The 20266-nt window shown below is 58.4% G+C and carries 15 protein-coding genes; 12 read left to right on the top strand and 3 right to left on the bottom strand.

Translation table 11 applies throughout. The features are described 5' to 3' along the window. Positions 1-140: 140 nt before the first annotated feature. Positions 141-2594 carry an ABC transporter permease gene (locus HB393_RS09320; RefSeq protein WP_213804907.1) on the top strand — a complete coding sequence of 818 codons (2454 nt, stop codon included), beginning with the start codon at positions 141-143 and terminating at the stop codon, positions 2592-2594. A gap of 49 nt (positions 2595-2643) precedes the next feature. Here HB393_RS09320 and HB393_RS09315 read toward each other — a convergent pair whose 3' ends face one another. Beyond that, on the bottom strand, positions 2644-3873 hold the full coding sequence (locus HB393_RS09315; RefSeq protein WP_213804906.1) for an acetate/propionate family kinase: 1230 nt from the start codon (positions 3871-3873) through the stop codon (positions 2644-2646). 313 nt (positions 3874-4186) lie between these two features. On the opposite strand from HB393_RS09315, the gene HB393_RS09310 reads away from it, so the two are divergent. The 5 genes from HB393_RS09310 (at position 4187) to HB393_RS09290 (ending at position 8866) form a co-directional block, all read left to right on the top strand. After that, on the top strand, positions 4187-4483 hold the full coding sequence (locus HB393_RS09310; protein WP_213804905.1) for a DUF503 domain-containing protein: 297 nt from the start codon (positions 4187-4189) through the stop codon (positions 4481-4483). A 90-nt stretch (positions 4484-4573) separates the two neighbouring features. Beyond that, entirely contained in the window at positions 4574-4990 is a 417-nt protein-coding gene (rbfA, locus tag HB393_RS09305; RefSeq protein ID WP_213804904.1) for a 30S ribosome-binding factor RbfA, read from the top strand. Then, positions 4987-5946 carry a bifunctional oligoribonuclease/PAP phosphatase NrnA gene (locus HB393_RS09300; protein ID WP_213804903.1) on the top strand — a complete coding sequence of 320 codons (960 nt, stop codon included), beginning with the start codon at positions 4987-4989 and terminating at the stop codon, positions 5944-5946. The genes rbfA and HB393_RS09300 overlap by 4 nt, the downstream gene beginning before the upstream one ends. Positions 5947-6055: 109 nt before the next feature. Continuing rightward, a complete protein-coding gene (locus tag HB393_RS09295) occupies positions 6056-7780 on the top strand; it encodes a glycosyltransferase family 39 protein (protein ID WP_255550940.1) in 1725 nt (574 codons plus the stop codon). A 75-nt stretch (positions 7781-7855) separates the two neighbouring features. After that, complete coding sequence (locus HB393_RS09290) at positions 7856-8866, top strand: GNAT family N-acetyltransferase (protein ID WP_213804901.1); 1011 nt, start codon at positions 7856-7858, stop codon at positions 8864-8866. Here HB393_RS09290 and guaB read toward each other — a convergent pair. Continuing rightward, a complete protein-coding gene (gene guaB / locus HB393_RS09285) occupies positions 8832-10358 on the bottom strand; it encodes an IMP dehydrogenase (RefSeq protein ID WP_213804900.1) in 1527 nt (508 codons plus the stop codon). The two genes, HB393_RS09290 and guaB, sit on opposite strands and share 35 nt — an antisense overlap. Positions 10359-11356: 998 nt before the next feature. Here guaB and rimP point away from each other — a divergent pair. The 6 genes from rimP (at position 11357) to HB393_RS09255 (ending at position 19016) form a co-directional block, all read left to right on the top strand. Then, the gene (gene rimP / locus HB393_RS09280; protein WP_213804899.1) at positions 11357-11938 is read left to right on the top strand and encodes a ribosome maturation factor RimP; all 582 of its coding nucleotides are present in this window, start codon (positions 11357-11359) and stop codon (positions 11936-11938) included. A gap of 131 nt (positions 11939-12069) precedes the next feature. After that, entirely contained in the window at positions 12070-13692 is a 1623-nt protein-coding gene (gene nusA, locus HB393_RS09275) for a transcription termination factor NusA (RefSeq protein WP_213804898.1), read from the top strand. Positions 13693-13829: 137 nt separating this feature from the next. After that, a complete protein-coding gene (gene infB / locus HB393_RS09270) occupies positions 13830-17111 on the top strand; it encodes a translation initiation factor IF-2 (RefSeq protein ID WP_213804897.1) in 3282 nt (1093 codons plus the stop codon). Between the two features lie 89 nt (positions 17112-17200). Then, positions 17201-18379: a M24 family metallopeptidase gene (locus HB393_RS09265; protein WP_213804896.1), complete on the top strand. Its 1179-nt coding sequence runs from the start codon at positions 17201-17203 to the stop codon at positions 18377-18379. A 47-nt stretch (positions 18380-18426) separates the two neighbouring features. After that, positions 18427-18843 (top strand): DUF6677 family protein, encoded by a 417-nt coding sequence (locus HB393_RS09260; protein WP_213804895.1) that lies wholly within the window; start codon positions 18427-18429, stop codon positions 18841-18843. Next, complete coding sequence (locus HB393_RS09255; protein ID WP_213804894.1) at positions 18840-19016, top strand: hypothetical protein; 177 nt, start codon at positions 18840-18842, stop codon at positions 19014-19016. The genes HB393_RS09260 and HB393_RS09255 overlap by 4 nt, the downstream gene beginning before the upstream one ends. A gap of 89 nt (positions 19017-19105) precedes the next feature. Here HB393_RS09255 and HB393_RS09250 read toward each other — a convergent pair whose 3' ends face one another. Continuing rightward, positions 19106-19909, bottom strand: coding sequence for an SDR family oxidoreductase (locus HB393_RS09250; protein ID WP_213804893.1), 804 nt, complete (start codon positions 19907-19909; stop codon positions 19106-19108). Positions 19910-20266 lie beyond the last annotated feature (357 nt).

Below are 20266 nucleotides of genomic sequence, written 5' to 3'. Positions count from 1 at the left end.
AAATCCGATCAGCCACAACGGACACACATGGGCTCTTACGCCATAATTCCCTGCAAACAAGCCGGATAAAACACCTCCCGTTTGGTCAGACGATTGCTTTCTAAACATCGGGCATCTGTCGTTCCCATTCCGGAGAGAACATGAAAAATCTAGCCCAGGATCTGCGGTACGCTCTGCGACAGCTACGCAAGTCGCCGGGCTTCACCCTTACAGCGGTGTTGACGCTGGCGCTAGGAATCGGTGCGACCACGGCAATCTTCAGCATCGTCGACGGAGTCCTGCTGAAGCCGCTGGACTATCGAGACAGCGGCCGGCTGGTTGTGGTCTGGGAACGTGTGCGATATCTGGAGAAGTTCTCCACTTATACGGGTGCGAATCCGCGGCATTATCAGATGTGGCAAAAGCAGAGCACCGTCTTCAAAGATCTCACCCTGCTGCAATTTGGCTTTGGGGGCGTTGCTCTCGGCAACGAGCACCCTCGCTTTGTGGGCCGCGTCATCACCCAGCCGAATCTGTTGGATACGCTTGGCATCCAGCCCATCCTTGGGCGTAACTTCCTGCATGAGGAGTCCGTGCAAGGGAAAGGGAATGTCGTCCTCATCAGTTGGCGACTATGGCAAAATCTCTTCGAGGGTGACCCGAACGTCATCGGCCGCTCCTTGCAACTAGGCGGAGCACCGCGTCAAGTCGTAGGCGTACTTCCGCAAAGATTTTATTTTCCCAAGGCCACTGAGCTTTCGCCTTCGCCGATCAGCCAGCAGATGCCTGAGATCGACGTCATCTCTCCGCTGACGATCGACCTGAACGGCTTTGGATGGAACAGCGATTATGGCAACTACGTAGCCCTAGGCAGACTTGGGGATGGTGTGAGTGTGGCACAGGCACAATCCCAACTCGATACCATCGCAAACGATATCGTCCGCCAGATGCCCGTCAACGAGCTAGATGGAGATCCCAAAAATTCGCTCTCCACGTATGTCCAACCTCTCAAAGAGGTCATCGTCGGCAGAACCAGCCGCAGCCTGTGGCTTTTATTTGCAGCCGTTCTCAGCGTTCTGCTGATCGCCTGCGTCAATCTTGCGAATGCGCAACTTGCCCGGGTTGTTGCGCGGGACCGAGAAGCCGCACTTCGCTCCGCGCTCGGAGCGTCCGCATGGAGTCTGGTGCAAAGCTCCCTCGCCGAGGTCTTTATCCTGTCTCTTGTTGGAGGAGCTTTAGGGATACTCCTCGCAAAGCTTGCAGTAGATCATGTCGCAAGCTTCGCGCGTATTGCCATTCCCCGCACGGATACGATCTCGGTCAATCCCGGCGTGCTTGCGCTCTCCATCCTGCTCACTGTCGGAGCTACCGTCCTCTTCGGACTCCTTCCCGCATTGCGTTTTCTTCGGATCAGGCCGCAGCAGGCTCTACAGGGAATTGGCCGCTCGTCCGGGTCACGCCGAAGCTATCTGCTGCGACGCTGGCTTATAGGAGGACAGGTATTCGCGTGCACCACTCTGCTGCTGGTAACGGGACTCTTTGCTAGAAGCCTGATTCATATCCTGAGCTCCGATAGAGGTTTTTCAACAAGTCACGTCGTCATCGCTACGGTACCTCTTCAAGGCAAGGCCTTCACGGAAGATAAGCGCAGCAACTTCGACGACGGCGTACTCGACAAGTTGCGCGCCTTACCCGGTGTCGAGTCGGCATCCATGGTGAGTGCGATGTTATTGCAAGGCGAGAGTTGGATCGATGGAGTGATTCGCTTGGATCAGCCGAAGAAGGAGCATACCCTCGCGAACTATCGCTGGATCAGTCCGGGCTACTTCACTACGCTTCAGCAGCACATGATAGAGGGCCGCGACCTCGATGCTCGTGATCGCACCCAGAAGAACGCCGTCATCTCCCAGACGACAGCAAATGCAGTATGGCCCAACCAAAGCGCGTTGGGACGGCAATTCAAACGCAACGAAACGCTCTACACAGTCGTGGGCGTCGTTGCCGACGCAAGGAACAACTCGCTGCGTGCCGCACCAGTCAATATGGTCTATCTACCCTACTGGGATATGCCACCCTATGGCACCTTCTTCCTCGTACGCAGCACGCAGGATACCGCCTTGCTCGCGGACGCGGTACGCAAAGCCATCTGGAGCTATAACCCGGAGGTCACGATTGCGGACATCCGCACCCTCGACTCGCAGGTAAACGATTCCCTGTCCCGGGAACGCATGGAGACCATGCTTCTCGCGGCCTTTGGTAGTGCGGCTTTTCTGCTGGCCCTTCTGGGCATCTATGGGACGCTCACCTACTCCGTGGAGGCACGGACGCAGGAGATCGGCGTCCGAATGGCACTGGGCGCGACCCGGAACAACGTGTATCTAGTCACGTTGAAGGAGGTCGTCGCTCCGATTGGAATAGGACTTGGACTGGGTTGGCTCGCAAGCGTCGGCGTCGGCAAGAGCATCGCGGCTCTCCTCTATGGAAGCGCAGCGGTCAATGCCCTGGTATCGATCGCTGTAATCTTCACCTTCGCCTTTGCCGCGATTGTAGCAACCTTCCTTCCATGCAGACGAGCCGCAAGCATCGAACCGATGGAAGCGTTGAGAGCAGAATAATAGAAGACAGAATTCGTTGGTCGATAGCTGTTTGGAACGGCAGCCGACCTTATCCCATCATCTCCGCCACATGCACGGCGATCATCAGGTCCTCCTCCGCAGGCACCACGTAAACCGCAATAGGAAAAGTTCCGCTCACGCGCCGCACTCCATCCCCATGCGCTTCATTCGCCGCGTGATCCAACTCCACTCCCAGCCCCTCAAGCCCCCGCAAGATCTCTGCCCGCGAAGCTGCATCGTGCTCTCCAATCCCGCCCGCAAACACAATCGCATCCAGACCACCCATCAGCCAGCAAAACCCGCCTATCGCCTTCCGGATACTCCTCGTAAAGACCTCCACCGCCAGCAGCGCCCGCTCATCGCCCTTCCCCGCCGCCTCTCGCACCGCCTTCATATCGTTCGCCATCCCCGACAACGCCACTATCCCCGCCCTGTGATTCACCATCTCCTCAACCGCCGCTACCTGCTCCTCATGGCTCTCTGACCCCTCGGCCTTGCCCCCCGGCCCCTGTCTGAGCAGATACAACATCACCCCAGGATCCAGATCTCCGGGCCGAGTCCCCATCACCACCCCACCCGTCGGCGTAAGCCCCATCGTCGTGTCTACCGACCGCCCCCGCACCACCGCCGTGACACTACATCCGCTCCCAAGATGCGCAATCACCATCCGCTTGGGAAAGACGATCTCGCCGCGATCCGCCGCATCCAGCATCTGCCTCACAATCGACTCGCAACTTAATCCATGGAACCCATACCGCCGCACCCCCTGCGCGCGTACCTCCTCGGGCAACGCATACGTCATCGCGGCCTTGCTCATCGACTCGTGAAAGATCGTGTCGAAACACGCAAAGTGAGGCACCTGCGGCATCCGCCCCATCACCGCTCGAATCACCTCCAGCGCCGTCGGATCGTGCAGCGGCGCAAACACCGCCGCCTCCACCAGATCCTGCAGGACCGTCTCCGTAATCCTGCAATGCGCCTTCAGCTTGGCCCCGGGATGCACCACGCGGTATCCCACAGCGCCGATCTTCGGCAGCGTACCGCCAAAGACCACATCCATCACCGCATGAATAGCCTCTTGGGTACTCCCAGCCCCCACCGCTCCTCGATGCTCCCCCGCCACATTCTTTCCCTCGGCATCCCGCAACGTCAGGTGCGCGGTCTCCCCACCCACTCCACTTAACTCTCCCTCGAACAACGAACGCGGTCCCGCTCCACCCACCGCAAAGACAGAAAACTTGATCGAAGACGACCCGCTATTCATCACCAGGACATTCATTCTCACCACCAAGAGCCACCTTACACCTACATCCTAAGCAGACAGCAAAGACGGAGAGCCCTACTAGGACACGCGCCTTAGACTTGACAAATCTTCCCTCCAGAACAGGTACACTCTTGACGGCGCCCCACCCAAGGAGTCCCATAAACATCCGGGAAGGGTGATTTGCCCTCGTAACTGAATCCGTATCACATATTTAGGCATAAGCCACTTAGTTTGAGCGACTTACGGAGACGCCATAGACACATCTGCAACTAAATAAACCACTTAGCCCAACCCCCCCCCTGGGGGGGGTAGGGTCCCAAATCCCAAAATGCCGATAGCAAAGCTCACATTAGAGATAGAAATCGCCCACGCCCAATCATTAAAAGATCGACGTCAAGTCGTACGCTCCATGAAAGACAAACTCCGTCATGGCTTCAACCTCTCCATCGCCGAACTCGACGAAGCTCTCGTTTGGAATCGCGCCACTTTGGGAATAGTAGCTATCTCCAACTCCACCAGTTACTTAGTCTGTCAAATGGAGCAGATCGACTCAGCCGCTCATCGCATAGCCAACGGATTATCCGCCGAAATCCTCGACTCCTGGTCCGAAATCCTCCCCGAATAGCCACAACGGAACCTCCAGGCGTCAAACCACAGGGAATGCGCGGAAAGCTCCGGACTTTGATACTCTAGTGAATCCGCGTCAAGAAACGATATGCCTGAACAAAGAGCCAGAACTTACCACCGGAACCGAGTCGCCAACACCTTCTCCGAAGAGATCGGCGCCATGCTTGAGGGCGAACTCTCCGACCCTCGCATCGCCCCCAGCTACGTCACCGAGGTAGTGCTCGCGCCAGGCGGCAAATCCGCCCGCATCTTCGTCGCCGTCCACGGCTCCGAAGCCGAGGAACAGTCCACCCTGGAAGGTCTCACCACCGCCCGCGCCTACATCCGCTCCCAACTCCGCGATCGCATGGGAGTTCGACACGTCCCCGAACTCTCCTTCGCCATCGACCGCTCCGAAAAAATGACAGGTCGCATGGACGAGTTGCTCGGCCGCATGCGCAAACGCGACGCGAAGCGCACAGCATCGCAACTCGCTGAAACCGTGGAGAAGCCTTCCAAAGCATGACGAACGAAGCCTCCATCGCCGCGCTGCTAAAGAGCTTCCGCTCCACCAGCCGCTTCATCATCACCTCGCATGCGCGTCCCGACGGCGATGCTGTTGGCTCCGTCCTCGCTATGGCCGAGATCCTCGAGCAACTAGGCTGCAAGACCCAGATCGTCCTCGCCGATCCGCCTCCCTGCATCTATGAGAGCCTTCCCGGCGTAGCCAATATCCGAGTAGCCTCTACCGCTGGCGAGCTCGGTGTTCCCGTAATCGTCCTCGAGTGTGACAGCACCGAGCGCACCGGGCTGAAGGATTTAAACGATCGCTTCCTAATCAACGTCGACCATCATGCCAGCGGCCGCCACTACGCAGACATCAACTGGATCGACGAACACGCCTGTGCCGTGGCGGAGATGGTCTACAGCATCGCCGTCGCCGCGGAAGTAGAGATCACGGCCTCCATGGCAACCTGCCTCTACGCAGCCGTTCTATCCGATACAGGCTCGTTTACCTATCCCACCACCAGTGCCACAACCTTCAAGCTCGCCCACGATTTGGCCGCCCATGGAGCGAGTCCGAGCCAGATTGCACGAAATCTCTACTTCACCAATCCAGAAAGTAAAATCAGACTACTGGCAGTCGCCCTTTCCAATATGCAGTGCGAAGGTCCCGTTGCATGGAGCTGGGTGACAGATGCCGAAATGGAACGTGCAGGCGCCTCCGCTGAAGACTGCGAAGGCATAGTGAACTACCTCATCGGAATCTCTGGTGTCGAGTCAGCAGTCTTCCTTCGCGAAGTATCGCCCGGTGGAGAGTTTCGGTTGAGCATCCGCAGCAAAGGAAGGGTCGATGTCGCACGAATCGCCGAATCTTTGGGAGGAGGAGGCCACCGTAGCGCGAGTGGCTGCACTCTGGATGGTCCCCTCGCGGTTGCAACCGAACGAATCCTAAACCAGCTTCGAGACGGACTCTGTTAGCCTTGACTCGCTTAAGCCTCTTCAATCAATGAACGAGACATCACAAACTTCTATCTCCCGGCCAGCCAAACGGTTCAAGCTAACCGCTTGGCTTTGTTCGCTCACGGACATGTCAGCAGCCCGCGAATTCATCATTCTCCTCACAGTGACGATCTTCCTGCTGTTGTACGGTTTAGTTCCTATCTTTGGTGGTGACCAGTTAGGTCTTGTAGGAGCCGACGAACCGCGCTACGCCCAGGTCGCTCGCGAGATGCTTGCCGCACACGCACACGCATGCGCAGAGGTCGGAGCCAACATGCTCCCTAAGAGTCTCCACATGGAGGATCTGCGCCGCTCCTACCATTGCATTGTAGGAGGCACCGTAACGCCCATCCTCTACGGGCAACCATGGTTGGAGAAGCCTGCTCTTTACTACTGGCGAGCCATGAGCTTCTTCAAGGAATTTGGGGTTTCGGATTGGTCCGCTCGGCTTCCTTCAAGCTCCGCCACCTTCGCCCTCATTATTCTCGTATTCCTCCATATGCGCCGCTTTCGACCCGGCGGTCACCTGGACGCCGCGCTGATCACGGCATCCTGTGTCGGTGTCGTCAGCTTTGCGCGAGGCGCCTCCACCGATATGCAGCTTGCCGCGCCATTCTGCATTGGGATGCTGGGATGGTATGCCTGGTACGAGACAGGCAAGAAGTTCTGGCTCTTTGATTTGTATTTTTTCGGAGCGATTGCAACTCTCGCAAAAGGGCCCATCGCACCGTTCCTTGCCCTCTGCATCATCGTGTCGTTTGTCGGATTACGAAGAGAGTGGACGGCGCTTCGGCGAACGATTTGGCTGCCTGGAGTCTTGCTGTATTTTGCGATCGTCCTGCCCTGGTACATCGCGGTCCAAAAAAAGAACCCGACCTTCTACCGGTTATTTTTTCTCGAACACAATCTGGAGCGCTTCGCAACGAACCGCTTTCAACACCATCAGCCTGTGTGGTACTACCTGGCGGTAGGGCTTTTGGCGTTGATGCCATGGACTGTCATTGCTCTTCGGGCTTTGATTGACTCTATCCAGATCTCGATTGCGGAGTGGAAGGTTCGCCACGATCCACAACGCTATGTAGGCCATTCTCGAGCCGGAGATGCCTTTCCAGAGTTTCTAGTCCTGTGGGCTATCTTTCCGATCTTCTTCTTCTCGCTCTCAGGATCAAAGCTGCCGGGTTATATTCTCCCCTCCGTTCCTCCATTGACGATTCTGACTGCAGATTACTTGAATCGCATTCGACGAGATGGCATGCCTTCGTGGCTGCTGTGGTCCCACTCACTTCTGTGCGCGCTGCTGGTATTTGTCCTGGTTCTTGCGCCTCAGCACATGAAGTACGAGACTCTGGTGCCTTCTACAGGGTGGATGATCGCTGCCATCGTATCCGCGGGCGGAATGGGCGCGATCGTGTGGTTCATCATTCGCCGCTGGGGAATCTCCCAAACACGAAACGCTACTCTTCTGCCTATCCTGGCATCTCTCATCTTTTTGCTCGGCTTTCACGGCAAGGATCTTGACCTGAACTATTCGGCTCGTCCGCTTGCTGCGCAGATCGCTCGTCTAGCACCGGAGATCAAGGTGGTTGCAGTCCAGGACGTCAAACGAGACATGGACTATGGACTTGCCTTTTACCGGAATGAGCCATTGGTTCACTACGGTACCGACGGAGTTCCGAAGCAGCAGCATCTCCTAGTCATCCGGACCAACGATACGGAAGGGCTGGACCGCTGGCTCGCTGGAAGGGTTTACGAGCCGTTGTTCCTGTATGACTCGCAGGGGCTTGAGGTCTACCGAGTCTACGCTGAACGCTGAGGATATCCTCCAGATAGACCCGAAACGCGCTCTTTGTCCCAAGTTCCTATAAGCTCTACGAAGACTTCGGTACGGATGACTGTCGCGAACCAACTCGAGATCCTTGATCTACGTCATTTTTCGGCGCGGCAACTTCGGCCGCTGCTGGAAGACGAGGCACGGCTCTGGAAGATGCGGCTGCGTTGGAACTATGAGAGTTCCATTGAGCTCCTGCTGCAGTATCTCGACTCCCGCATCTTGCCTGGCTTTGTCGCTCTCGATCGCGGCCGCGTCTGTGGCTTTACCTTTTGCGTCTACGAAGGGCATAAGGCTGTCGTCGGCGATGTCTACGCTGTCGGCAGCGATCCGGTACATTCGCAGCAGATTACTGAGAGGTTGCTCCGGCATTTGCTGGAGCTTCTTCGGCACTCTCCGGATGTGGACCGAATTGAGTCGCAGATGCTTCTGTATGAGACAGGATCGATGTCGAAGAGCTTCCTCGAGGAAGGATTCAGTATTCATCCTCGGCTCTTTATGGAGTTTGACCAGCCTGAGTCAGTGCCTACTTCACCGCCGCGAACTCCAAGGATCCTGCCTGAGTACATGGAGCTGAGCCGCTGGACTTCTACTTCCTATCAGCCTGCGGCTGAGTTGATCCATGCTGCTTATGCAAACCATATCGATGCCAGCATCAACGATCAGTATCGAACGCTGCATGGATCGCTGCGTTTTTTGCACAATATTGTGCGGTTCCCAGGATGCGGTGTCTTTGAAGCGAACTCGTCGTGGGTGCTGCGCGACAAGCGCATCGACATGCTGGCTGGCATGCTGCTGTGCTCGCGTGTCGCGCCGGATGTGGCGCATATCACGCAGCTCTGCGTCGCTGCTCCTTACCGGCGACATGGGCTGGGCCGAATCCTGATGGAGCATTGCATTGAGAACCTGTCCGGAGACGGATTCTCGGCCATCACGCTTACTGTGACGGAGGCGAACGCATTGGCGGTGAAGCTATACGAGAGCCTGGGCTTCACCGTTCACCACCGTTTCGACGCGATGGTGAAGGATGCGAGCCCTACTCGACGTGATAGTTTGGGGCTTCTCGGGTGATGATCACGTCGTGAACATGGCTCTCACGAAGACCGGCGTTGGAGATTCGGATGAATCGAGCGTTGGTTTGGAGTTCGGTGATCGAGCTGCATCCCAGATAGCCCATTCCAGAGCGAAGGCCGCCGACGAGCTGGTAGACCATGGCTTCGAGCGGTCCGCGGTGAGGAACACGGCCTTCGATGCCCTCGGGGACGAACTTGGCCAAGCGGTTCGGTGTAGCTCCTTCGCGGGCGGTGAGGGAGGGACGCTCTCCGGCGGAGATCTCGTTCATATCCTCCTTGCCCTGGAAGTAGCGCTCGCCTGAGCCCTGTGCCATGGCAGAGAGAGAGCCCATTCCGCGGTAGGCCTTGAAGGAGCGGCCTTGATACAGGATGGTCTCGCCTGGACTCTCGTCGACACCGGCGAAGAGGGAGCCAAGCATCACCGCGCTGGCGCCGGCGGCGATGGCCTTGGTGACGTCTCCGGAGTACTTGATGCCTCCGTCGGCGATGACCGATATGCCGCGCTCGTTGGCAGCGCGATAGGCCTCGGCGATGGCGGTGATCTGCGGCATTCCAGCTCCTGTGACCATGCGCGTGGTGCAGATGGAGCCAGGTCCGATGCCGACCTTGATGGCGTCTGCTCCGGCGTCGATGAGGGCCATCGCGCCTTCGTAGGTGGCGACGTTTCCGGCGAGGAGGTCGATGTGCGGAAAGCGGGCTTTGCACTCGCGGACCGCTTCCAGGACGCGGGAGGAGTGACCGTGAGCGGAGTCGATGGCCAGAGCGTCTACGCGGGCTGCTATGAGCTCCGCAGCGCGCTCCAGGAAGTCTCCGGTTGCTCCGATGGCTCCAGCGACGCGGAGGCGACCTTGCGAGTCCTTGGAGGCATTCGGATACTTGAGCTTCTTCTGGATGTCCTTGACCGTGATGAGACCTTTCAGCTCGTATTCGTCGTTTACGACGAGGAGCTTCTCTACGCGGTGCTGATGGAGGATCTGCTCGGCTTGTTCCAAAGTGGTTCCGACGGGAACCGTGATGAGGTTGGTCTTGGTCATTACCGAGTCGATGGAGAGATCGGTTCGGGAGACGAAGCGAAGGTCGCGATTGGTGAGGATTCCGACGAGTTTCTTGTTTTTGGTGACGGGAACGCCGGAGATCTTGTAGCGGCGCATGACGTCCAGGGCGTCGGCTATCGGCTGCTCGGGCGAGATCGTGACGGGGTCTACGATCATCCCGCTCTCAGAGCGCTTTACCTTGTCGATCTCTCCAGCCTGCTGTTCGATGGAGAGGTTGCGATGGACCACGCCTAGTCCGCCTTGCTGCGCCATGGCGATGGCTAGGCGGGACTCGGTTACGGTGTCCATGGCGGCGGACATGAGCGGGGTGTTGAGGGTGATGTTGCGGGTGAGGCGTGTCTGCGTGCTGACCTGGGTTGGTACTACGTCGCTGTATGCGGGGACGAGGAGAACATCGTCAAAGGTCAATGCTTCAGGAATAGGAGAAACGATCATAGATTTATGTGGCCGGGTGCTCAGAACCAGTGTGAAGCGTCTGGAGGCGGCGGTTGATCGATTGTAGAGTCGGGCCGTAGGGAGAGCAAATGCAGCCCGTGTCCCCTTGCGGCGTTTCTCCCTTCCCTGCCGGGGACCCCTCCCCCTTATTTGGGGCTAAGCGGCTGATCCAGCTTCAGTTACAGGCACTAACCCGCGCCAAAATCGTGATTCTAAACGTGTTGTGTCCAAATACGAGAGCCAGCTTGAGTTACGGGCAGTTTGATTGGCTCGGGATGGCTGCTGGGCTCATTTTGGTCTTCTCTTGCTTCTTACTTCAACTGCTTTCCCAATCTGGCGCGTTCCTCCTTGATTTGTTCTCTTCTTTTATTTTATGGATTGGGGCATAACTAAAATGCCACTTTGGTTGAGGTTATTTTTGTTTGGTAAATGATTTGGTTTCTTTGTCTTGCAGACGATCTGGGCCAGTTGGGACCGCTTTGGGGGCTTGACATGTGTTTTTGCTGGTCTTTTGAGATGGCCGAAGAACCGTAATCGAAGTCAGGGTGAGCGATGGGTTCCTTTGACTGGGCCACGGATGTGGAACCTTGGATTTTGTCGATTGAGGGAGGAAGGCGGTCGCGCGTTGCGCGATACCCCACCCTATTTGCGATGAGACTGCAAAAAGGGTGGGGCACCCGGATTGGTGGCTGGGAGGGGTTTCTGAAACTAGGGGATTGGATGTAAGATATGGGTTGCAGGCGATTTTGTTCCGTCGTTCAGTAGGAGCCGTGAGCGCACCGGCAGGTTGACGGAGGGAATGAGTGGGCGAGAGCCCACTTTTTATTTGCTCCAAAGGTTTTATGTGGTTCGTCCGTTAGTAGAGTTATTGCGACGGCGGAGTAGCTGGACGATTCGTCGTCAAAAGAAGCGAGTTTCTCCGCCGCGGCGGCAGAAAAACACCGCTTTCGGGCCAAACGTTACGATTTTTTACCTTTTTAGGTTGTTGGGGTTCGGATATGGCAGTTCAACTCGATGCAATTCGGAGTACCGCGCAACGGGTCGCGGCGTCTCATGACCTGGATGTCGTCGATCTGGAGTTCCAAGGCGGCGTTAAGTTTCGTACTTTGCGGATCTACATCGAGAAGAACGCCGTCGAGCGGGCGAAGCTGGCTGAGGCCGCCGCGACGGGTGAGGTTGAAGATTTGCCCAAGGGCGTTCCGGCAGAGCTGCTCTCTGGCGTGACACATGAGGATTGCGCGAAGTTTGCGCAGGATATTGGCACGGTGCTGGATGTCGAAGACCTGATTCCCGGCGCGGAGTATACGCTGGAGGTCTCGTCGCCAGGATTGGAACGGAAGCTCTCGAAGGCGGAGGATTACACACGCTTTCTGGGAAGCCTGGTAAAGCTGCAGACGTTTACCACAGTGAATAACAACCGCCACTGGCAAGGCCGGTTGACGAAGTTTGCCGACGGTGTTCTGACGCTGGACCTGACGGCAGTGAAGCAGAAGGGCAAGGCAAAGAAGGCTGTTACGGAACAGACGGTCGAGATTGCTTTGCTGAATGTGGAGAAGGCTAATCTCGTGGCCGAGATTTAGGGGTTAGGGATTAGCAGGCGGTTTAGGGTTCAGCGATTGTTGTTTGTTGGTTGGGAGTTTTTGGTTGTTGTTTTTTTGAGCGGCGGGGTTTTGGCTTCGCTGAGTATTTGACTATGAAGGATGTGTGAAGCATGGCGAGTGTTTTGTACCAATCGATTGAGACGTTAAGCCGGGACAAAGGAATCGAGCCCGAGGTTGTTGTGGGCGCCGTGGAAGACGCGATTGCGCTGGCGACCCGCAAATATTACAAGACGCAGGAGAATATGCGCGCCGAGATGGACCGCGAGACGGGCGAGATTCGCGCGTACGTGTACAAGACCGTCGTCGAGACGCCGGAGCAGGTCGAGGACGAGATCAACCAGATGACGCTGCAGGCGGCGCGAGAGCTGGCTCCTGAGGTCGAGGTAGGCGGCGAGTTACGGTTCTACAAGGACACCTCCCCGCTGGGCCGCATCGCCGCGCAGATGGCGAAGCAGGTGATCTTCCAGAAGGTGCGCGAGGCTGAGCGCGATACGGTCTTCAACGAGTACAACCACCGCGCGGGCGAGGTGCTGACCGCCACCGTGAAGCGGCTGGAGCCGATGGATGTGATCTTCGACCTGGGCAAGGCCGAGGCGCGGATGCCGAAGCGCGAGCAGAGCCGGTTGGAGCAGTTTGCCGTGGGCGAGCGCGTTCGGGTGGTCCTGTTGCGCGTGGACCGTGCGGCGAAGGGCCCGCAGGTGATCGTCTCGCGGGCAGCGCCGGGACTGGTACAGAACTTGTTCCAAAGCGAGGTTCCGGAGATCTACGACGGAACGGTGACGATCCGGGCGATTGCGCGTGAGGCCGGAGAGCGGACCAAGATTGCGGTGATGAGCCGCGACAAGGACGTCGATCCGGTGGGAGCGTGCGTCGGTATGAAGGGCATGCGCGTGCAGTCAATTATCCGCGAGCTGCGCGGAGAGAAGATCGACATTATCGAGTACTCGGAAGAGATCACAACCTTTGCCGAGAAGGCTTTGCAGCCCGCGAAGGTAAGCCGGGTATCGATTACGGACCTGGCGGATAAGCAGATCGAGGTGATCGTCGACGATACGCAGTTGTCGCTGGCGATCGGCAAGAAGGGCCAGAATGTACGGCTGGCGGCGAAGCTGCTGCAGTGGAAGATCGACATCAAGAGCGAGGAAGAGAAGCGCCAAGAGGTCGAGCAGCAGATGCAGGCTATGGGCGGCGGTCCGACGACGGCTATCGAGCAGGTTTCGGAGCTGGGCGAGGCTATTCTTGAGAAGCTTATCGCGGCCGGTATTACAACTGTGGAAGAGCTGGCGGATATGACTCCGGAACAGTTGGAAGAGGTTCCGGGGATCGGCGAGAAGACGGTCGAAAAGATCTCGGTTGCGGTTCGTCACTACTTTGGGCAGTACGAAGAGGGCGAGGAGCGTCCGGTGGTTGCTGCCGCAGCGCCAACGACTGAGCCCGAGGCGGGTGAAACAGCATCAGAAGGTGCTGTAGAGGGAGGAGACACTGTGGCAAAGACACCGGAAGGATTGCTGGCGGAGCAGGCTGGGATTGGCGAGGCCGAAGAGGTGAGCGAGGTTTCCACCGAAGATATCGAAGCGGCGGAGGACATCGATTCGGACAGCGACGGGTTCAGCGATGCGGACACGCGGGAAGAACAGATTGAATTGAATAACGATGCGGTGGATGAACTGGTCGAACAGGCCCAGGACACCGCGGACGAAGGCCCCGATACGGACGACCATGATCGTGGCTAGCTGCACGGGCCAAGAAGACCTCACCCCCCGGAGTCGCGAACGCCGCGATTTCGGGGATAATACTTACAATAGAGATTCCTACGTGGATGAGGCTGATATGAACAGCTAAGGCGCAGGGAGCAACTGAAAAGGGACGGATGAGCAAAGTTCGAATCAATGATTTGGCACGAGAACTGGAAGTAAAGAGCAGACCGATTCTCGACGCGCTCGAAGCGATTGGCGTAACGGGGAAGACGCACTCCAGTTCGATCGAGGCCGACCAAGCCGAGCGTGTACGCGACTACTTCAACGGCGGAAGCCGAGGTACGTCGACGAGCAGACAGGCCGCCGAAGCGGCGAGGCCGAAGTTCGACTTGTCCAAGGTGTCCAAGCCGGGCGACGCGTTGAAGGCAATTCTGGAGCGCAAGCAAGCAGAGGCGACGGCGCGGTCGATGCCTCCTCCGCGGCCACAGGCTGTGGTAGCCGCACCGCCCGCGGTGGCGGCGGCTCCTCCTTCGGGCGTGGTTGTTACGCCTCCTCCTGCTGGTGCGCCCAGGCCCGTTGTGGCTTCGGCTGCTCCGACACCGACCGCAGTTGCGACACCTCCTGCTGCTCCGGAGGTTACTGCTCCGCGACGGATCGTTCCCCTGCCCCGGCAAGGTGCAAATATTGTGGCTCCTCCTCCCGCTCCTGCGATTGCGAGCCGTACCCCGACAGGTCCGGTGATTGCACGGCCTCCTGTGACGGCTGTTGGGGTAGCTCCAGTTGCTCCACAGCGGCCTGTGGTTGTGGCCGCGCCGGCGACTGCCGTTCCTCCTCCGCCTACGGCTGCGAAGCCTATGGTTGAGGCTGCTGCCGCACCTGCGGTTGCTGCTCCAGCGGCTGCGGCTCCGGTTGCGCCTCCTCCTGCTGAGAGTGCGCCTGCGGCGACGGTCTCCGCTCCTGTGGAGAGCGCTCCTGCGGCTGCGCCTGTCGAGGGCGTTGTGGCACAGGTTGAGGCAGTTGCAGCTCCTGTGGCTCCGCCTCCTCCTCCGGGACCTCCGGCGCGGCGTGTGATCATGCCGCAGACGGGACCACGTCCGATCTATACGGCTCCTCCGGTCGCTCCAGGGGCGCCGGCACGCAGCCGTCCGATCTTCGAGCGTCCAAGGCCAGGCGCACCGGGTGCTCCGGGCTCACGGCCAGGGATGGGCGGCTCGATGGCTCCGGGCGCACGGCGTCCGATGCATCCGACACGTACGTTCCCGGGTGGACCGGGAGGCGGGCCGGGTGGACCTGGTGGTCCGGGAGCGCGTCCTGGGTTTACTCCGGGAGCACGTCCGGGATTCCCACCACGGCCAGGGTTCGGTGCGCGTCCGGCTGGTGGTCCGGGAGGCGCTCCTGGCGTGATGCCGGGACCGGGCGAGAAGCCTGGAATGCGTCCCGCTGCACGTCCGGCTTCGCGCCGTGGCGGACAGCGCTACGAGAAGACCAAGGAAGGCCCGATGAAGGGCTTCCAGCCGCCACCGCGTTATGGCGGGCAGCAGCTTTCGCGTGAGCCCTTGCCGATCACCAAGACGATTACGGTGACGGAAGGTATCAGCGTGAAGGATCTGGCGGAGAAGCTGGATGTTCGCGGTAAGGACCTGATCGCCACGCTGCTGATGAAGGGCGTGTTCGTGACCGTGAACCAGTCGCTCGAGGGCGAGCTGGTAAAGGATGTGGCACGTCAGTTTGGCGCGGACGCACAGGTCATCTCGGTCGAAGAGCAGTTGGAGAACGAGGCGATCGAAGGCTTCCTGGAAGATACGACCGGAATGGTCGAGATCGTACGAGCGCCGGTCGTGACGATTATGGGCCACGTCGACCACGGTAAGACTTCGCTGCTGGACGCGATCCGGATGACGGACGTGGCGGCGGGCGAGGCGGGCGGAATCACGCAGCACATCGGAGCCTACAAGGTCCATGTGACGAAGCCGGACTCTCCGGCATTCGGGCGCGAGATCGTGTTCCTGGATACCCCGGGTCACGAGGCGTTTACACGGATGCGGGCACGCGGTGCGAAGGTGACGGATATCGTCGTCATCGTAGTAGCTGCGGACGACGGCGTGATGCCACAGACGCTCGAAGCGATCGACCACGCGAATGCGGCGAAGGTGCCGATCATCGTAGCGGTAAACAAGATCGACAAGCCGGGCGCAGATCCGCAGAAGGTGATTCAGCAACTTGCGGCACGCGGGTTGCAGCCTTCGAACCAGGGCGGAGATACCGAGTTCGTCGAGGTTTCGGCGAAGAAGCGGATCAACCTCGACCTGTTGGAGGAGATGATCTGTCTCGTGGCGGATATTGCTTCTCCGAAGGCGCAGCCGGATCGGCCTGCGGTTGGAACGGTGATCGAAGCCAAGCTGGATCGCGGCCGCGGTGCGGTGGCGAGCATCCTGGTGCAGAACGGTACGTTGAAGCTGGGCGACAGCTACATCGTGGGCAATACGTTCGGCAAGATCCGCGCCATGTTCGACGATCGTGGACGGGCGATTACGGAGGCTGGACCTTCGACACCGGTTGAGATCCTGGGACTGGAGGGAATGCCGGATGCCGGCGATACGTTCCTGGTGATGGCGGACCGCGACAAGGCCAAGGGCATTGCGCAGTATCGCAAGATGAAGGAGCGCGAGGCACAGCTGGCGAAGAGCTCGCGCGTGTCGCTGGAAGGCCTGGCGGAGCAGATCAAGCAGGCCGGAATGAAGGACCTGAACCTGATCCTGAAGGGCGACGTGCAGGGCTCGGTCGAGGTGCTGGCCGATTCGCTGCAGAGGATGTCGACCGAGAAGGTTCGCGTACGGGTACTGCACTCGGGCGTCGGCGCGATTACAGAGTCGGACGTGCTGCTGGCTTCGGCTTCGAATGCGGTGGTTATCGGCTTCAACGTGCGGCCTGACCGCAAGTCGGCTGAGATCGCGGAGCGCGAGAATGTCGAGATCCGGCTGCACTCGATCATCTACGAGCTGCAGGACGAGATCACCAAGGCGATGTACGGGTTGCTGGAGCCGGTCTTCAAGGAGAACTATGCGGGCCGCGCCGAAGTGCTCAACGTCTTCAAGATCACGAAGGTCGGCCAGATTGCCGGTTGCCGCGTGACGGATGGACTGATCAAGCGCGATGCGCAGGTACGGTTGCTGCGTGAGGGCACGGAGGTCTGGAGAGGGCGTATCAGCTCGCTGAAGCGCTTCAAGGACGACGTGTCCGAGGTACGGCAGGGCGTCGAGTGCGGTATCGATCTGGCAGGCCATAAGGATATTCGGGTTGGCGATGTGATTGAGTCGTTCACCACGGAGACTCTGGCTGCTGAGCTGGGACAGAACTCGGCAGCTGCACGCAAGGCAGAGAAGGCTGAGAAGGAGAAGGAGGCGGCTGCCGCTGCTGCGGCGGCGACGGCTGCCAGCGAGGCTGCTAACGCTTAGCTTCTTTCATCCGAGAACAGGAACATCAGAGGGGCCGGAGATTTCCGGTCCCTCTTTTTTGCGCTAGGGCAAGAGGATAAGATGGGCGGATGAATCTTGGAGATGTGCAGTTGGCGTTGCGGGAGCAGGGGCTGGATGGATGGCTGTTCTATGACCATCACAATCGGGATCCGCTGGGGTTGCGGATTTTGGGGTTGCCGTTGGATGGGCATGTTACGCGGCGTTGGTACTACTTTGTTCCGGCAGAGGGTGAGGCGCGGAAGCTGGTGCATCGGATCGAGGGGGGGCGGCTCGATTCCCTGCCGGGGGTGAAGGAGGAGTATTCGTCGTGGCAGGAGTTGGAGGCGAAGCTGGCGGGCATGCTGGAGGGGAAGGTGCGCTTGGCGATGCAGTACTCTCCACGGAACGCGATTATGTATGTCTCGATGGTGGATGCGGGTACGGTGGAGCTGCTGCGTGGGTTGGGGAAGGAGATTGTCTCGTCGGCGGATCTGGTGAGCCAGTTCGAGGCGGTCCTCAGCGAGGCGCAGATTGCGACGCACTATGAGGCGCAGCGTCGGCTGGATGGGATTCTGGCGGAGGGATGGAAGGAGATGGGACGGCGGGCGCGTGGGGGCGGGGCGGGGGCCGATGAGTTCAGCATGGTGCAGTTTCTCGCGGAGGCGATTGAGCGAGAGGGTATGGTGACCGAGCATGGACCGAATGTGAGTGTGGGGCCGAATTCGGCGGATTCGCACTATGAGCCGACGCGGGAGTCGTCGCGGGCGATACGGCGGGGGGATTTTGTGCTGATCGATATCTGGGCGAAGTTGGCGGGCAGGCCGGAGGCGGTCTGGTATGACATTACCTGGACCGGAGTGGTGGATCGGGAGCCTACGGAGCGGGAGCGAAGCGTGTTCGACACGGTGCGGGAGGCCAGGGACGCTTCGATTGCGGCCGTGAAGGATGCGTTTGCAGCGGGGACTCCTATTGCGGGGTGGCAGGCGGATGATGCTGCCCGGGGCGTAATTGCGGCAGCGGGGCTGGGGGAGTTCTTTACGCATCGGACCGGGCACAATATCGGGACGGAGCTGCATGGCAGCGGGGCGCATCTGGACAATCTGGAGACGCATGACGAACGCCTGATTTTGCCGAATACGTGCTTTTCGGTGGAGCCGGGGCTTTACTTCCCGGGTGAGTTCGGGGTTCGGAACGAGGTGAATATGATGACGGCGAAGGGGCGGGCCGAGGTGACGGGACGGATGCAGACGGAGCTGGTCCGGATTTGATGAAGCTGGCCGCGACTCGCTATTTCACCTGATATCATCACAACTGGATGACGACCAAAGTACAAGCATCGGCGCAGACCGCCGGTAATATTTCGACGGTACCTGCCGTGGCAGTTCTGTTGGCTGGGTGGCTGATCCCCGGCGGAGGCCACTTTCTGTTGAAGAAGTGGATTCGCGGTTCCCTGCTGCTGATCTCGATTGTGACGATGTTTTGTATCGGGCTGGCGCTCAAGGGCAAGATCTATTCGCCCAACACCGGCGACCTGCTGGATATTCTTAACTTTGCCGGTGATCTGGGGAACGGCCTTCTCTATGGGCTGGCCAAGGCCTTCGATCTAGGTCAGGGTACGGTGCAGATTGCCATTGCCGACTATGGGACGAAGTTTATCGTGGTGGCCGGGTTGTTGAACGTCATCTCCGCGGTGGATGCGCACTCTCTTGCAACAGGGAGGAAGCGCTCGTGACGATTTCGCATTTTGGGGCTGTGCTGCTGTTCTCTTTGTTTACCTCAGTCGTATTTGGAATTACACAGCGGTCCGAGCCGCGGATGATGATCCGGTTCGGTGCGTTCTGCTTCGCCTTATTCGTCGGGGGGACGATTGCGGCGAGTTGGCTGATGTGGCTGATCAAGCATTGATGGTGATGTGCTGCCGGTCGGAGAAGGCTTAACACCGATCTACACGGATTTCACCGATTTGGTTTGGCCTTCCCTCCGCGTACGCATTCCTATTTGCTCTTTTTCAGATTGAACGATTTCTGGATTAAGCGGTACCAGAGCTCCTCTGAGAGAATTCTGTTGATGGCAAGAGCCCCTTTCGTCACAGCCTTATAGCGGAGCCGTTGTGAACCGTCGGTAGCAGCCCGCCATATAAGCTTGGCGACTGGCTCTGGTCCAGGCAATGTGGGGTCGGGTCGCCTTACACGTTCTATTACGGCCGAGAGATCCGGTTCGTAAGCTTCGTGGCGTACAAATACCGGGCTGAACGTGCTCCTAATGCCGCCAGGCTCTATCAACTTTACCTTGATGCCTAATGGACGCAGCTCAAAGCGAAGTGATTCGCTCAAACCTTCTACCGCAAACTTTCCGGCGTTGTAGGGCGATAAAAAAGGAAGACCGAAGCGGCCCGAGACACTAGACATATTGATAATCGTGCCGTGCCTCTGTCTGCGAAACAGCGGCAGCATGGTTCGAATGACGCGTGCCAATCCAAATACGTTCGTCTGAAAGTGCTGCTCGAACTGCTGGGTAGAGGTCGCCTCAAGGGGGCCACCGAAGCCCACTCCAGCACAGTTGAGGAGCACGTCGATCGAACCGAAGCTTCGTTCTGCTTCGCGGACCGCCGAGGCGACGGACTGTTCATTCGTCACATCAAGGCTCAATACCGCAACATTTGGCGATTGGGCCCATGTGCCTAGCTTGTCTGAATTTCGTGCCGTTGCCACCACGTTCCAACCTTGCTGAAGGAAGTATTGTGCCGTCGTTGTACCGATCGTGCCGGCTGCGCCAGTGATCAATAGAGTCTTGCTCATCGTCGATTACTCTGCTCTCTTGGGGATGCCTATCAAAGCCCTATGGCTTGGGTCTGTCTTTCCAAAGAGTAAATCCCCAGCCCTTGCTTTATTCCTAACTTTGCGGGCCACGCGGTGAGGGCAAGGAGATTGTTATCAGGGCTGTCGCTGCTGAAATAGGCGAGAAGTACCGCAGGTTCAGGATGGCTTTAAGAGTTATGAAAATAATGATTTGGCTTAGAAAGTCCCGGCGGAGACAAAGGAAAGATAACCCAGTAAGCAAAGATGGGGCTCTGTTTGGCATCTATCTATAAAGATAAAAAGCCTCTTATTGCTTCGTTTGATGACGGCGTTCGTCTCACAGAGAGACAGTATTTT

Origin of the sequence: Granulicella sp. dw_53, assembly GCF_018449545.1 — a bacterium.
In the GTDB taxonomy this organism is placed as follows: domain Bacteria; phylum Acidobacteriota; class Terriglobia; order Terriglobales; family Acidobacteriaceae; genus Edaphobacter.
Note: the sequence above shows the minus strand (reverse complement) of the source record. Positions and strands in the feature narration are given on the sequence as shown.